Source organism: Salinivibrio sp. VYel1 (assembly GCF_009377945.1).
Classification (GTDB): Bacteria; Pseudomonadota; Gammaproteobacteria; order Enterobacterales; family Vibrionaceae; genus Salinivibrio; species Salinivibrio siamensis.
In genome coordinates this window covers 22,744-36,355 of the sequence record NZ_RSAM01000017.1, presented here as the reverse complement: position 1 = coordinate 36,355, position 13,612 = coordinate 22,744, and the positions used below count along the sequence as shown (strand labels likewise).

15 protein-coding genes are annotated in these 13,612 nt (G+C 52.4%); 9 read left to right on the top strand and 6 right to left on the bottom strand.

The annotated features are described in order from the left end of the window. Positions 1 to 65 precede the first annotated feature (65 nt). From prmA to fis, 3 genes are all read left to right on the top strand, one after another. Entirely contained in the window at positions 66 to 953 is an 888-nt protein-coding gene (gene prmA / locus EHW58_RS14330; protein ID WP_046074527.1) for a 50S ribosomal protein L11 methyltransferase, read from the top strand. Positions 954 to 1,183: 230 nt separating this feature from the next. Further along, positions 1,184 to 2,149 (top strand): tRNA dihydrouridine synthase DusB, encoded by a 966-nt coding sequence (gene dusB / locus EHW58_RS14325; protein WP_046074526.1) that lies wholly within the window; start codon positions 1,184 to 1,186, stop codon positions 2,147 to 2,149. A 22-nt stretch (positions 2,150 to 2,171) separates the two neighbouring features. After that, positions 2,172 to 2,468, top strand: coding sequence for a DNA-binding transcriptional regulator Fis (gene fis / locus EHW58_RS14320; protein ID WP_021024113.1), 297 nt, complete (start codon positions 2,172 to 2,174; stop codon positions 2,466 to 2,468). Between the two features lie 91 nt (positions 2,469 to 2,559). Here fis and zntR read toward each other — a convergent pair whose 3' ends face one another. Continuing rightward, entirely contained in the window at positions 2,560 to 2,985 is a 426-nt protein-coding gene (zntR, locus tag EHW58_RS14315) for a Zn(2+)-responsive transcriptional regulator (RefSeq protein WP_369795702.1), read from the bottom strand. Between the two features lie 273 nt (positions 2,986 to 3,258). On the opposite strand from zntR, the gene purH reads away from it, so the two are divergent. Together purH and purD are read left to right on the top strand one after the other, a co-directional pair. After that, positions 3,259 to 4,848 carry a bifunctional phosphoribosylaminoimidazolecarboxamide formyltransferase/IMP cyclohydrolase gene (gene purH / locus EHW58_RS14310; RefSeq protein ID WP_152797123.1) on the top strand — a complete coding sequence of 530 codons (1,590 nt, stop codon included), beginning with the start codon at positions 3,259 to 3,261 and terminating at the stop codon, positions 4,846 to 4,848. Positions 4,849 to 4,868: 20 nt separating this feature from the next. After that, positions 4,869 to 6,155: a phosphoribosylamine--glycine ligase gene (gene purD, locus EHW58_RS14305; RefSeq protein ID WP_152797121.1), complete on the top strand. Its 1,287-nt coding sequence runs from the start codon at positions 4,869 to 4,871 to the stop codon at positions 6,153 to 6,155. A 62-nt stretch (positions 6,156 to 6,217) separates the two neighbouring features. On the opposite strand, the gene EHW58_RS14300 is transcribed toward purD, so the two are convergent. Next, positions 6,218 to 6,892: a DUF1481 domain-containing protein gene (locus EHW58_RS14300; RefSeq protein WP_152797119.1), complete on the bottom strand. Its 675-nt coding sequence runs from the start codon at positions 6,890 to 6,892 to the stop codon at positions 6,218 to 6,220. A 59-nt stretch (positions 6,893 to 6,951) separates the two neighbouring features. Next, on the bottom strand, positions 6,952 to 7,224 hold the full coding sequence (gene hupA, locus EHW58_RS14295; protein WP_046074522.1) for a nucleoid-associated protein HU-alpha: 273 nt from the start codon (positions 7,222 to 7,224) through the stop codon (positions 6,952 to 6,954). 223 nt (positions 7,225 to 7,447) lie between these two features. Here hupA and EHW58_RS14290 point away from each other — a divergent pair, with 223 nt between their 5' ends. Beyond that, a complete protein-coding gene (locus EHW58_RS14290) occupies positions 7,448 to 8,536 on the top strand; it encodes a CNNM domain-containing protein (RefSeq protein ID WP_046074521.1) in 1,089 nt (362 codons plus the stop codon). A gap of 45 nt (positions 8,537 to 8,581) precedes the next feature. Here the strand turns inward: EHW58_RS14290 and EHW58_RS14285 are convergent, their stop codons facing one another. Beyond that, a complete protein-coding gene (locus tag EHW58_RS14285) occupies positions 8,582 to 9,172 on the bottom strand; it encodes a YjaG family protein (RefSeq protein ID WP_152797118.1) in 591 nt (196 codons plus the stop codon). Between the two features lie 91 nt (positions 9,173 to 9,263). Here EHW58_RS14285 and EHW58_RS14280 point away from each other — a divergent pair, with 91 nt between their 5' ends. Together EHW58_RS14280 and EHW58_RS14275 are read left to right on the top strand one after the other, a co-directional pair. Then, positions 9,264 to 10,169, top strand: a complete 906-nt coding sequence (locus tag EHW58_RS14280) for a D-2-hydroxyacid dehydrogenase (protein WP_172970058.1) — start codon at positions 9,264 to 9,266, stop codon at positions 10,167 to 10,169. Further along, the gene (locus EHW58_RS14275) at positions 10,169 to 10,756 is read left to right on the top strand and encodes a uracil-DNA glycosylase family protein (protein ID WP_152797116.1); all 588 of its coding nucleotides are present in this window, start codon (positions 10,169 to 10,171) and stop codon (positions 10,754 to 10,756) included. Before EHW58_RS14280 ends, EHW58_RS14275 begins: the two co-directional genes overlap by 1 nt. Positions 10,757 to 10,798: 42 nt before the next feature. Here EHW58_RS14275 and hemE read toward each other — a convergent pair whose 3' ends face one another. Further along, on the bottom strand, positions 10,799 to 11,863 hold the full coding sequence (gene hemE, locus EHW58_RS14270) for a uroporphyrinogen decarboxylase (RefSeq protein WP_152797114.1): 1,065 nt from the start codon (positions 11,861 to 11,863) through the stop codon (positions 10,799 to 10,801). A gap of 217 nt (positions 11,864 to 12,080) precedes the next feature. After that, positions 12,081 to 12,851: an NAD(+) diphosphatase gene (nudC, locus tag EHW58_RS14265; protein ID WP_152797112.1), complete on the bottom strand. Its 771-nt coding sequence runs from the start codon at positions 12,849 to 12,851 to the stop codon at positions 12,081 to 12,083. Between the two features lie 144 nt (positions 12,852 to 12,995). Here nudC and EHW58_RS14260 point away from each other — a divergent pair, with 144 nt between their 5' ends. Further along, positions 12,996 to 13,481: an Rsd/AlgQ family anti-sigma factor gene (locus EHW58_RS14260; RefSeq protein ID WP_046074515.1), complete on the top strand. Its 486-nt coding sequence runs from the start codon at positions 12,996 to 12,998 to the stop codon at positions 13,479 to 13,481. Positions 13,482 to 13,612: the final 131 nt, after the last annotated feature.

The window sequence follows — 13,612 nt, the reverse complement described above, 5'->3', positions numbered from 1 at the left end:
GAACACGAGCGGTTTAGGTGCCAGTTTGATAAAATGGAGAGATATTTTCCGACACGAGATACACCATGCCTTGGATCCAACTCAAACTGAATGCAACGTCTGACAACGCCGAAGCGATTGGCGACCTGCTAATGGAAGAAACGGGCGCCCTATCTGTCACCTTCTTAGATGCCAAAGACACCCCGGTATTTGAGCCTTTACCCGGCGAAACGCGCTTGTGGGGCGAAACAGACATCATGGCCTTGTTCGATGCTCAAGCCGATATGGGCACGGTGTTAGCGGTATTACAAGCCAGTCCATTGCTGGCTGAAAACTTTGCTCATAAAGTCGAGCAGTTGGAAGACAAAGACTGGACACGCGCATGGATGGATAACTTTAAGCCAATTCAATTTGGCGAGCGGTTGTGGATCTGTCCAACTTGGTGTGAGGTACCTGATGACAACGCGGTGAACGTGATGCTCGACCCGGGCCTCGCCTTTGGCACCGGCTCGCACCCGACCACCGCACTATGCTTGGAATGGCTTGATAGTCTGGATTTAAGCGGCAAAACCGTGATTGATTTTGGCTGTGGCTCCGGCATTCTCGCGATTGCGGCGATTAAACTTGGGGCCGAGCGTGTGATTGGTATTGATATTGACCCACAAGCGCTGCTGGCATCAAAAGATAACGCCGAGCGCAATGGTGTCGCCGACCAACTTCACCTCTATCTTCCTAACGATCAACCGGCTGACTTAAACGCCGATGTGGTGGTGGCCAATATTCTTGCCGGACCATTGCGTGAATTATCGAGTGTCATCAAAGGCTTGATCAAACCCGGTGGTCAGCTGGCGATGTCTGGCGTGCTAGAAACTCAAGCGGATGACGTGGCGAACCATTACCGTGATAGTCTCACTATCGACCCGATTGTCGAGCGCGAAGAGTGGTGCCGGATCAGCGGTCATTTGCCCGAGTAACTGGCCAAATGATGATGCCATTGGCTTACCGCCCCTATTCACTGTCGTCGGTAAGCCATGGCTGACGTGCTACTCGAACTGCTTGATTAATCAGCGAAACACCATCGATACAAAAACTGCTGTAAAAATCAAGCCATCAATGCTCAAATATTGTCCTTTTCAGATGCTGAAAAAATGCGTAAAATGCGCGCCCTTGCTGACTCAGAGCGGCTGAAGAGGATTTAGAGCTTTTGCGTATCGGACCCTACACCCTGGATGTCCCCTTGATCGTTGCCCCAATGGCAGGCGTGACAGATAGACCATTTCGTGAGTTATGTCTTGCACATGGTGCGGGCATGGCTATTAGCGAAATGATGTCGTCGAATCCAGCGTTGTGGCGGACGAGCAAATCGCAAAAGCGCATGGTTCATATTGACGAGTCCGGTCTGCGTTCGGTGCAAATCGCGGGGGCTGAACCCGAGCTTATGGCTGACGCAGCGCAGTTTTGTGTTGAAAACGGGGCGCAAATTATCGACATCAACATGGGTTGTCCGGTGAAGAAGGTCAATAAAAAGTTAGCAGGCTCTGCCTTGCTAACGCGGCCTGATCTCATTGAGCAAATCCTCAAAGCCACGGTAAACGCGGTGGATGTTCCCGTGACACTCAAAACGCGCACAGGCTGGGATCCAGACAATAAGAATTGTGTTGAGATCGCCCGGATGGCGGAAGATTGTGGCATCCAAGCCCTTGCACTGCATGGCCGCACGCGTGCCTGTATGTACAAAGGTGAAGCAGAATACGACAGCATTAAGGCTGCCAAGGCAGCGGTATCCATTCCGGTGATTGCCAATGGCGACATTGACTCACCAGAAAAAGCTCAGTATGTCCTCGACTACACGGGTGCGGATGCGGTAATGATTGGTCGCCCTGCTCAAGGACGCCCGTGGATTTTTCGCGAAATCCACCACTATCTCACCACAGGTGAGCACTTGCCTGCCCCTTCACTAGAAGAGGTTAGGACAATTTTGTTGGGTCATGTTCAAGAGCTTCATCAGTTTTATGGGGAGCTCAAAGGGTTACGTATTGCCCGTAAACACGTGGGCTGGTACCTAAAAGAGCATGACCAAATTGGCGACTTTCGCCGCACCTTCAACGCAATCGAAGATGCACCACAGCAGATCGATGCGCTGCAAGGCTACTTCGACAACGTTGCATAAATACGAGAAGAGCTGACAGAATATGTTCGAACAAAACCTGACTTCCGAAACATTGACAGTAACGACTGTAACTTCACAAGATCAAATTACGCAAAAGCCACTTCGTGACTCTGTAAAAGCGTCCTTGAAGAACTACCTCGCGCAATTGAATGGCCAGGAAGTCAACGATCTGTATGAGCTTGTCCTCGCAGAAGTTGAGCAGCCACTGCTGGATACCATCATGCAATACACGCGCGGTAACCAAACGCGCGCAGCCACCATGATGGGCATTAACCGCGGTACATTGCGTAAAAAACTGAAAAAATACGGCATGAACTAATCAACCATTGGTTTGGTTGTGATAAAACGGGCTAACCGTCAATCGGCTAGCCCGTTTTTGTTGCCTCTGACTGCGCATAAGTGCTCCCTCTTTAGCAGCATGAGTTGGAGTCCTCACTCTCCGCCAGGGTTTCCAATATCGAGCAATGGGTCGCGTCATCGTCGTCCATACCGCAGCAGGCGGCATTTAAACGTGTCAGTGCATGCTTGACCCGCTCAAGCGCCGCTATCTTCTCTGAGACCTCATTCAGGCGCCGCTGGGTGATCCCTTTTACTTCTGCACAAGTGTGTAAGGTCGCTTCTTCGCGAATGTCGGACAACTCGTGAATTTCATCAAGCGATAACCCCATCTCTTTGCCGCGCAAAATGAACATCACTTGGCTAATGGCCTCATCGGCATAAAGCCGGTATCCACCTTCGGTGCGCGCACTCGGCGCCAGCAAGCCTGATTTTTCATAAAAACGCAGTGTGTCGGTAGAGACACCACAGTGCTTGGCAAGCTCGCCAATTTGCAGCAATTTGGTCATCACCGCTCCTCTATCGTAATGCGATTGATCCTTCTTTTTGTAGCAAAGCCGCGACCTTATGACCAGCATTGCATGAGAACCAGAAAAAGCTGAAGTGTAAAAACAATAAAAGTGTCGCCATCAGCAAATAGCAATCGATTGCGCAAACAAAATCAGATAGAATATCGCCGCTTTGACAATTGGCGATTTAATAAAGCTTATCCATGTTGATAGACACGATGGGCTTTGATAAGCATTCAATCTGTCAGTGAAGAGAACTAAGCCATGGAAAATCTGCGTCCTATTCGTCGCGCGTTACTCAGCGTGTCTGATAAAACCGGTGTGGTCGAGTTTGCCCAAGCACTCGCCCAACGCGGTGTCGAACTGCTATCGACCGGCGGTACTGCCCGTTTACTCGCAGAAAACGGCCTCGCGGTCACCGAAGTCTCCGAGCATACCGGCTTCCCCGAAATGATGGATGGCCGCGTGAAAACCCTCCATCCGAAAATTCACGGCGGCATTTTGGGCCGACGCGGTCAAGACGATGCGGTGATGGAAAGCCATCAGATCGCACCGATTGATATGGTGGTGGTGAATCTCTACCCGTTCGCACAGACCGTTGCCAACCCAGACTGCACACGTGAGCAAGCCATCGAAAATATCGATATCGGCGGTCCGACCATGGTACGTTCAGCGGCGAAAAACCATGCCGACGTCACCATTGTGGTGAACAGCCAAGACTATGATCGTGTGCTGACCGAGATGGATCAGCATCAGCACTCTTTGACACATGCCACGCGCTTTGATTTAGCCATTGCCGCGTTTGAGCACACCGCGGCCTACGATGCCATGATTGCAAATTACTTTGGCACCCAAGTCCCTGCCTACCATCACGCCGAAGAGAGCCAAGACTCGCCATTCCCGCGCACCCTGACGCAACATTGGGTCAAAAAGCAAGACATGCGCTATGGCGAGAACAGCCATCAGGCAGGCGCGTTTTATACTGAAACTCAACCGCAAGAGGCCTCGGTAGCGACGGCGACCCAACTACAGGGCAAGGCGCTGTCTTATAACAATATCGCTGACACCGATGCGGCATTAGAGTGCGTGAAAGAGTTTGAACAGCCTGCTTGCGTGATTGTAAAGCACGCCAATCCCTGTGGCGTTGCCATCGGTGAAGACTTACTCAGCGCCTATCAACGTGCTTATCAAACCGATCCTACCTCAGCATTTGGTGGCATTATTGCCTTTAACCGTGAACTGGACAGCGACACGGCACACGCCATTGTCGAACGTCAATTTGTTGAAGTGATCATCGCACCTCGCGTCAGTGACGCCGCCAAAGCGGTGGTCGCAGCGAAGAAGAACGTACGCCTTCTCGAGTGTGGTCAATGGCAAACGCGCACCACAGGTTGGGATAGCAAGCGGGTTAACGGCGGCTTGTTAGTCCAAGCCCGCGACCAAGGCATGGTCGGCTTAGACGATTTGCGTATTGTCACTGAGCGCCAGCCCACAGACAAAGAGCTAAACGATGCGCTATTTTGCTGGAAAGTGGCAAAATACGTGAAATCGAACGCGATTGTGTATGCTAAAGACAGCATGACCATTGGCGTCGGCGCCGGCCAAATGAGCCGCGTCTACTCGGCGAAAATAGCCGGTATTAAAGCGGCCGATGAGCATCTCGAAGTGGCCGGTAGCGTGATGGCCTCCGATGCTTTCTTCCCTTTCCGTGACGGCATTGATGCTGCGGCAAACGCTGGGATCACCTGCGTGATCCAACCGGGTGGTTCGATGCGTGATGAAGAAGTGATTGCCGCCGCCAATGAGCATGGCATGGCGATGGTCTTTACCGGTATGCGCCATTTCCGCCACTAAGTGGGTATGAAGGAGAAAACATGAAGGTATTAGTGATTGGTGGCGGTGGCCGTGAACATGCCCTGGCGTGGAAAGCCGCGCAGTCATCAAACGTTGAAATCGTATATTGCGCACCGGGCAATGCCGGCACCGCCCACGAGGAAAAAGTCAGCAATATCGCCATTGCTGCTGATGACGTTGAGGGATTGCTGGCCTTTGCGCGCGAGCAACAGATTGGCTTAACCATCGTGGGCCCAGAAGCGCCACTGGTCTTGGGCGTGGTCGATGCCTTCCGTGAGCACGGCTTGGCTATCTTTGGCCCTACTCAAGCAGCGGCACAACTTGAAGGCTCAAAAGCCTTCAGTAAAGACTTTTTGGCACGTCACGGTATTCCCACCGCTGACTACCAAACCTTTTCTACGGTTGAGCCCGCGCTAGCCTACATCGCTGAAAAAGGTGCGCCCATTGTGGTCAAAGCCGATGGCTTGGCCGCCGGTAAGGGCGTCATTGTGGCAATGACCGAGCAAGAAGCCACCGACGCGGTACGCGATATGCTCTCGGGTAATGCATTTGGTGAAGCAGGCCACCGTGTGGTCATCGAGGAATTCCTGCAAGGTGAAGAAGCAAGCTTTATCGTCATGGTGGATGGCGAGCATGTGCTCCCCATGGCCACCAGCCAAGATCACAAACGGGTCGGTGAAGGCGATACCGGCCTGAATACCGGCGGGATGGGTGCATACTCACCCGCCCCTGTGGTGACCGATGCGATTCACCAACGCGTGATGGAAGAGGTGATCATGCCCACCGTGAAAGGGATGCACGAAGACGGTGTGCCCTACACCGGCTTTTTGTACGCAGGACTCATGATTACCGCCGATGGCACCCCAAAAGTGATCGAGTTTAACTGTCGCTTCGGCGATCCGGAAACCCAACCAATTATGATGCGCTTGCAATCTGACTTGGCTGCGCTTTGCTTGGCGGGCACAGAGGGACGCCTTGATAAGGTCGAGTCTCACTGGGATCCGCGTGCAGCCGTGGGTGTGGTCTTAGCCGCTGGTGGCTATCCAGGTGAGTATCGAAAAGGCGATCGTATCACTGGGTTGCCCACCGATAGTGAGACGGCCAAAGTGTTTCACGCAGGTACCGCGCTAAAAGACGGCGATATCGTGACCGCTGGCGGACGTGTACTCTGTGCTACCGCATTAGGTGAGAATGTGACCACGGCAAAACAAGGGGCTGACGCGCTCGCGGCCTTGATTCATTGGCCCGGTTGTTTCTACCGCTGTGACATCGCCCACCGCGCCGTTTCACGCGAGCAAATGGCATAATTGTCGCAACACATGATATAAAAAATGCGCCAAGTAGGCGCATTTTTTCACCGCTCTTCACTTTACTCATCCAGTAAGCGAGGGCGCTGTAAACAACGCTTTTCCCCCTCGACATGTACCAAAAAGTCTATCTGGTCGCGACCGATACTTGGGCTCCCTCCTGCAATCACAAACGTGCCAGGCTGGTTGAGACGCTGCACTAAAGACGGTGTCATCGTCTCGGGAAATGCCCAACGCTGACGGTCGTCGTCGCAATCAAGCCAATATTCACCTTGTCGCTGCGCTTGCAGCACCGAGACATTGTTGGCTAATTGCGCCTGCGCTTGGCGCTCAATTTGATTCGCTTCTTGATACAGGCGGGATAAAGTCGCACTGTCTAAAGGCAACAGCGCATCACCTTGATGATAGCGCTGGAAAACCGGCTCACCATTGGCGTCAAACCGTACGTGCATCGAAAAGGGCACCAAGCGGTTATCGACCAGCTTTTTCCCTTCACGCTTTAACGCACGCAGACTACCCGCTCGCCAAGCATATTCACTGCGGTACTGACCGTAATCGCCTTGCCACGCTTTCTCCGCCAAACCGATAACCTGCCCTTGTTGGCTATCTAGCCAATAAACGGCGCGATAATCTCCCGCTGAGAATGCGGTAGTATGAGTGACGGGCTTTGGCGGTTTACCGCTAGAACAGCCTGTCAGTGCCATTACTAAGGCAAGTATACAGAGGTAAAATCGCATGGCGGGCTCAGAGACAAAAACGCCATAGCAGGAGGCTATGGCGACATCAGCATGCGTGCTTACTTAACCGCGTCTTTTAACGCTTTACCTGCGACAAACGCAGGGACGTTTGCTGCAGCGATTTGAATTTCTTGACCCGTTTGTGGGTTACGACCGGTGCGTGCTGCACGGTGGTTAAGCTTAAACGTACCGAAGCCAATCAGTTGTACCTGCTCGCCTTCTTTTAAGGCGCCTTCAATACCGCCCAAAGTCGCTTCCAAAGCTGTTTTCGCTTGTGCTTTTGAAAGGTCTGCTTTTTCCGCGATCAGGTCGATCAGTTGGGTCTTGTTCATTATGTCTTCCCTTCTAGGTTTTTTAGAGACGAAGTCACTCTAATTCAAAAGAAGCCCGGCTGGCAAAGGTTTGTGGCGCTGAGTGTGGCTGTATGGAGGCTCTTTAACCACAAACTGAGCGCGATCTCACAATTTGTTGCGTTTTTTCTCAGTTGAATGGTTGTAAAAGCCCGCCAATGGCCTGATCTTTAGGGTGTTGATTGGCTTTTAACTCCGGAAACCTATGCTCATTCTGGTTCTTTTTATTTCGCTTTCTATTGGTGTCTCATTCATCTGCTCTGTGCTCGAAGCGATTTTGCTTAGCATCACCCCTAGCTACATAGCGAACCTGCGCCATCAAGCGCATCCTGCCGCCGAGCGGCTCAATGCGCTTAAGAAGGATATTGATCGCCCTTTGGCCTCCATTTTAACCCTCAATACCATCGCCCATACAGTCGGGGCAGCTGGCGCGGGGGCGCAAGCGGCTCACGTGTTTGGCGATGCGTGGGTCGGGGTTTTCTCTGCCGTATTGACGCTTGCGATTCTGCTTCTCTCAGAAATCATCCCTAAAACCATTGGCGCGAACTTCTGGCCGCAATTGGCACCTGGCGCGGCGCTGGTACTCAAGTGGATGGTGTGGGCGCTGACGCCATTCGTTTGGCTGTCTGAACAAATTACCAAGCGACTTAGTGCGGACACCACCCATGTTAAACTGCGGGACGAAATCTCAGCGATGGCGATGCTGGCCTCAGAAAGTGGAGAAATGGGTGAGGACGAAACGCAAATGCTTCATAACATGCTGAAGTTACGTGACCTGCCCGCAACACAGCTGATGACACCGCGCCCGGTCCTGTTTCGCATTCCTGCCGAGATGGATGTGAATACCTTCCTCGACGAACACGGTGACTGCCCATTCTCTCGCCCACTGGTTTACGGTGAACAGCGTGACGATATTCTAGGCTTTGTCCACAAGTCCAATATCTATGAAGCCAAAACCCAAGGCGCTGGCCAAACGCCGATAGGCAATCTCATGCGCCCCCTCGCGGTGATCCTTCCCGGCAACAGTGTTTTGCAAGCGTTTGATATATTGATGATCCGCCGCGCCCAGTTGGCGATGATTGTCGATGAATATGGCACGGTGCAAGGTATTATCACCTTGGAGGATGTGTTTGAGTACTTAACGGGGCGAGAAATCATCGATGAGGCGGACACGGTCACCGATATGCAACAACTCGCTTATCAGCGTTGGGATGCTTGGAAGAAGCAGCACAACATGATTGAAAGCCAAGATGACGATGAACCCCCGGTGCAGCGACATACGGATGAGTCATGATCAGAAAAGGCGGCTCGCGCCGCCTTTTTATCGGGTGACGCGTGCTTACTCGACACCTAATCCAAGGTTACTCACGCCCGCCTCACGCAGCTCTTGGCGGATGCTTTTGATCATCTCCACATCACGGCTTTCCGCACTTTTTAGCAAACGGAAAATCGCCCATTGGGCATCCCACTCTTCGCAAACCGCTTCAAACGTCTTTTGATTCTCATCCGTCACCGCCTCACCCGTTTGCGCCTCTTCTAGCTGCGCTACGCTGTGGACAGACTGCTGAGAGACTTTCAGAGTAATAGGGAGTATTTCATCACGATCCAACAGGGCGTGAAGAAGCTGAGACAAGGCGATGCAAGCATCAATTGCCGGGTAGGTCAGGTAAATGGCCTCATCGTCAGCCACCGGGATCAATGGCTCCAGCTTCTCCAGCTGCCGCTCAAAATCAATCTTGGCCGTTTTGACTGTTTGCGACTCCCACACTGCATCGAGAATATTGCGAAACGCTTGGGGATCAGCAAACTCGGTTTGCGCACAGTAAAGGGCATAGTTGGGCACCATACGCTCCACCAGCGCAGCCATAAAACAAATATGCTGCCAATTCTCACATTTTTCCAAACGTAGTTGTAAAGGGTTTCGTAACATAGCCAGTTGATCTTTAATAGCGAGAAGGAGTGTTATCCTCATAGAATGCGCTCAGTGTACTTGATTCCCCCCACCATAAAAAGGAGCCTTTGTGGATAAAATTTACGTTGTCAGCGAGCATGCCGAGACTTATCACCAGTTGATTGAAACGGCTCAGCTCCCCGATCTCGCTATCACCTCATCCGCAGAGGAGGCCAGTATCTGGTTGGCCGATCCGCCGCTTGCGGCCCCGCTATTGCCCAAAGCCAAGGCGTTGCGTTGGCTCCAGTCGACCTTTGCCGGTACCGATACCCTGATTAAAGCCCCTTTCCGTCATTATCAACTCACCAACGTGCGCGGCATATTCGGGGCACTGATGGCCGAATATGTCTTCGGGTTTGTGCTCAATGAAAGCCGACATATTGGTCAGTACGCGAAGCAACAAGCGCAGTGTCACTGGCAGCCTCAGCCCTATCAGTCATTGCGAGGGCAAACGCTCGCCATCTTAGGCACAGGGGCGATTGGCCAGCATATCGCGACCGTCGCACACGCCTTTGGCATGACGGTACTTGGCGTCAACCAAGATGGGCGGCCAGTCGATAGCTTTGATCACACACTGACGCTGCCAGCATTACAGCAACGCTTGGGCGAGGTAGATGTTTTGGTCAGTACCTTGCCCGCGACGCCAGCCACATACCAATGCCTGAATGCAGTTTTTTGGCAGCATGGGCAACATCTCTTGTTTATTAACGTTGGCCGTGGCGCGACCGTGGATGAGCTCGCCCTGCTCGACGCTTTAGACAACAAAAAACTACGCCTGGCGGTCTTGGATGTGATGCAACAAGAGCCGCTGCCGAAGCAGCACCCCTTTTGGACACACCCCAACGTGAGCGTGACGCCACATATTGCTGCCGTCAGTTTTCCTGAGCAGGTTTTTGCGCTCTTTGCGGATAATTATCGTCGCTGGCATGCAGGCCAGCCTCTGATTCACACTGTCGACTTTGATAAAGGGTACTAATGCTCTTTCCGGATTTAGACACGGCTTTAGCCGCAGCACGTGAATGCCGTTTGTGTCAGCATTGGCTAGCAGACGGCCCTCAGCCGGTGATCCAGGCCAGTGCTGACGCTCGCGTTCTGATTATCGGCCAAGCACCAGGTAGACGTGTCCATGAGAGTGGGCTGCCGTTTAATGACCCCAGTGGCGACCGCCTGCGTGAATGGCTGGGGGTCACACGTGAGCAGTTTTATCAGTCGGATTTATTTGCCATCATGCCCATGGGCTTTTGTTATCCCGGCAAAGGTAAATCGGGCGATCTACCGCCGGCGCGTATCTGCGCCCCCGTATGGCACCAGGCAATCAAAGCGCACCTTCCTCATGTTGCGGTAACCTTGCTGATTGGCCAATATGCACAGCAGTACTATTTAGCCAATAAACCCAAAACTTTGACCGAGACCGTCAAGCACTGGCAAAAGTGGGCCCCTCATACCTTTGCACTGCCTCACCCTTCTCCCAGAAATAGCTTATGGCTGCGCCGCAATCCGTGGTTTGAAGAGCAGGTGGTGCCCGCCATGCGTTATCACGTTCAACAGGCTTTATACGATTGAGGCTAAAAAGAACAACGCTCGCCAGACGGCGAGCGTGTTTGACTAATCGTGGTAAGGGCGCGAGAGTTCATGCACCGCATCAATAAAGGCGCCTGCGTTTTCTGGCGGCACATCCAAATGAATGCCATGCCCAAGGTTAAACACATGGCCCGTGCCCCCTCCAAACCCTTCGAGGATGGTGGCGACCTCTTGGCGAATGCGCTCTGGGCTCGCATAGAGCATCGATGGATCCATATTGCCTTGCAGCGCCACTTTGTCGCCAATTCGCGCTTTGGCATCCGCAATGTTAATGGTCCAGTCTAGTCCCACACCGTCGCACCCTGTGGCCGCGATATGCTCTAACCACATCCCCGCATTTTTGGTGAACAAGGTAACAGGGACACGGCGACCGTCATTTTCGCGAATAAGGCCATCAACGATTTTCTGCATATACTGCAAAGAAAAGTCGTTGTAGTCGCGTGGCGTGAGCACGCCCCCCCAGGTATCAAACACCATAACCGACTGGGCGCCGGCCTTAATTTGCGCATTCAAATAACTGGTCACGCTGTCAGCGAGTTTATCGAGTAAGGCATGCAGAGTTTGAGGCTCGGCATACATCATCTTCTTAATTTTGGTAAAGGCTTTTGAGGTGCCACCTTCCACCATGTAGGTCGCCAAGGTCCACGGGCTTCCCGAAAAACCAATTAACGGCACGTCACCGTTTAACTCACGACGGATGGTACGTACCGCATTCATTACATACTGCAGTTCCCCTTCGGGATCAGGCATGCCAATTTTATCCACGTCGGCTTTACAAGTGATGGGGCGGGAAAACTTGGGTCCCTCGCCCGTTTCAAAGTACAGCCCGAGCCCCATCGCATCCGGAATGGTGAGGATGTCTGAGAACAAGATCGCCGCATCTAAATCGAAACGACGCAGTGGCTGCATGGTGACTTCGCAAGCCAGCTCGGCGTTTTTACACAATGACAAAAAATCCCCCGCTTGCGCACGCAATTCACGATACTCCGGTAGATAGCGACCCGCTTGGCGCATCATCCATACGGGGGTGCAATCGACTGACTGCTTGTAAAGGGCGCGTAAATAACGATCGTTTTTTAATTCGGTCATTGTGTTAAACCTGTGTGCGAATAGTGGCGCTCATTGTATCACTGTGCGGTAGCAACAAAAGCCAAGCTTTGTTAACAGGATCATAAAACTGTCACCTAGGGGCAGCAAAGGATTGCTGATCATTTAACCGCATGTTACAACCGACCCATAACGACAATAGGTCTACGAAAGACAATATGTTCGCATCTTACCCCGGCTCCCCTACGGCCGGGTTTTTTTATGCCTGCGCCCAGGTGCAACTGGCCTCAATCAAGCGTCGGGCAATCGTCCCCCTTGGCGCCACTGGCGGTAGGGCGTCGCAATCAAACCATTGTGCGTCACTGAGCTCTTCGTAGTCAGGCTTTAGCTCACCGCCCGCATACTCTGCCAAAAAGCCCATCATCAAATTAGAGGGAAACGCCCAAGGCTGGCTATCCATATAACGGATATTTTTAACCTGAATCCCCGTCTCCTCCTCGACCTCGCGCGCCACACACTGTTCGAGCGTTTCTCCGGGCTCGACGAACCCAGCAATCACGGTATACATCCCGGTTTTATGCCTTGGATGTTGTGCCAGTAGTAACCGCTTATCATCGCGCACCGCCACAATCACACACGGCGAGACACGCGGATAATCGTGACGCTGACAGTTAGCGCACCGCATCGCCACCGCCTGAGCGTCGAACGCAGTGCGCTGACCACAACGACCACAGAATGCTTGCTGCTGGCGCATATAATCGAGCTGAACCACACACCCCACTAACGCAAATAAGTCGGCTGACAGGAAGGGAAGTAAGTCTCGTAAACCCGCCATCTCATCATGGGGAAGCATCGGGTTACAATTAAATACCCCCACGACGGGCGTGTGCTGATAATCACCGACTGTTACGGTTTCACCGCCAGAAAAGGGTAACTGCGACAAGGGGATACATGGCAGCTCCCCCTTGGGTAGCCAGAGTTTACCCTTAGTAATCGCGCACACATAGACGGCTTGTTGATTCTGAGACATGGTCACTTCCTTAGCCTTGCAGCTATACTTGAATACTGGCAATCTAGCTTTATAACGTGATGCAAAGGATTGAGCAGCCCGTTAATTTTCAGCTGGCCTTTTATAGTGCCATTCATTCGCTGGTCGATCACGAGGATACCGATCATGCTGAGACAACTCGAACGAACCAAAGCACAATGGAGCGGTTACGACGAGGTTATCGATTACTGGCTCGAGCTACGTCGCCAACTGTTGGTGGAGTATTACAATGTGGCCGGCGTGGCCGCGAAAAAGAAGCAAGCCTTGCCAACCAAAGCCGAGCTTGACCGTTTTTGTGACTACCTAGTCGATTACATCTCCACCGGTCACTTCAAAATTTATAACATGGTCATGGAGCGTTGGCAGTCGACAGGCTTCTCTGCCACCAAAGAGACCGACAACCTCTATTTCCGTATTGTCGATACGACCGATCCACTGTTGGACTACAACGATAAATTTAGCGCGATCGACCTCGACGATGATGATTATGACGCCACGGATTTCGATCAAGATATGTCTGCGATTGGCGAGTGGTTAGAGCAGCGTTTTGAGTTAGAAGATACCCTAATTCGCGTCATTGCCGACAGCCTTGCTCACCCACCGGGTGCGTAAGTCAACCTGCCTGTCAGCTGTATAACGCCGCCAACCTAGGCGGCTTTTTTGTTGCTGTCGTCACTGACAACCCCACACGCCAGATAAACAAAAGGCACCTCCGAAGAGGTGCCTTTTTATTTCGCTGTGGG

Coding starts and splice junctions, on each gene's coding strand:
- EHW58_RS14275 (WP_152797116.1), top strand. CDS start 10,169: ATGCTCTTTCCGGATTTAGACACGGCTTTAGCCGCAGCACGTGAATGC.
- purD (WP_152797121.1), top strand. CDS start 4,869: ATGAAGGTATTAGTGATTGGTGGCGGTGGCCGTGAACATGCCCTGGCG.
- nudC (WP_152797112.1), bottom strand. CDS start 12,851: ATGTCTCAGAATCAACAAGCCGTCTATGTGTGCGCGATTACTAAGGGT.
- EHW58_RS14300 (WP_152797119.1), bottom strand. CDS start 6,892: ATGCGATTTTACCTCTGTATACTTGCCTTAGTAATGGCACTGACAGGC.
- fis (WP_021024113.1), top strand. CDS start 2,172: ATGTTCGAACAAAACCTGACTTCCGAAACATTGACAGTAACGACTGTA.
- hemE (WP_152797114.1), bottom strand. CDS start 11,863: ATGACCGAATTAAAAAACGATCGTTATTTACGCGCCCTTTACAAGCAG.
- prmA (WP_046074527.1), top strand. CDS start 66: ATGCCTTGGATCCAACTCAAACTGAATGCAACGTCTGACAACGCCGAA.
- EHW58_RS14260 (WP_046074515.1), top strand. CDS start 12,996: ATGCTGAGACAACTCGAACGAACCAAAGCACAATGGAGCGGTTACGAC.
- hupA (WP_046074522.1), bottom strand. CDS start 7,224: ATGAACAAGACCCAACTGATCGACCTGATCGCGGAAAAAGCAGACCTT.
- EHW58_RS14290 (WP_046074521.1), top strand. CDS start 7,448: ATGCTCATTCTGGTTCTTTTTATTTCGCTTTCTATTGGTGTCTCATTC.
- EHW58_RS14285 (WP_152797118.1), bottom strand. CDS start 9,172: ATGTTACGAAACCCTTTACAACTACGTTTGGAAAAATGTGAGAATTGG.
- purH (WP_152797123.1), top strand. CDS start 3,259: ATGGAAAATCTGCGTCCTATTCGTCGCGCGTTACTCAGCGTGTCTGAT.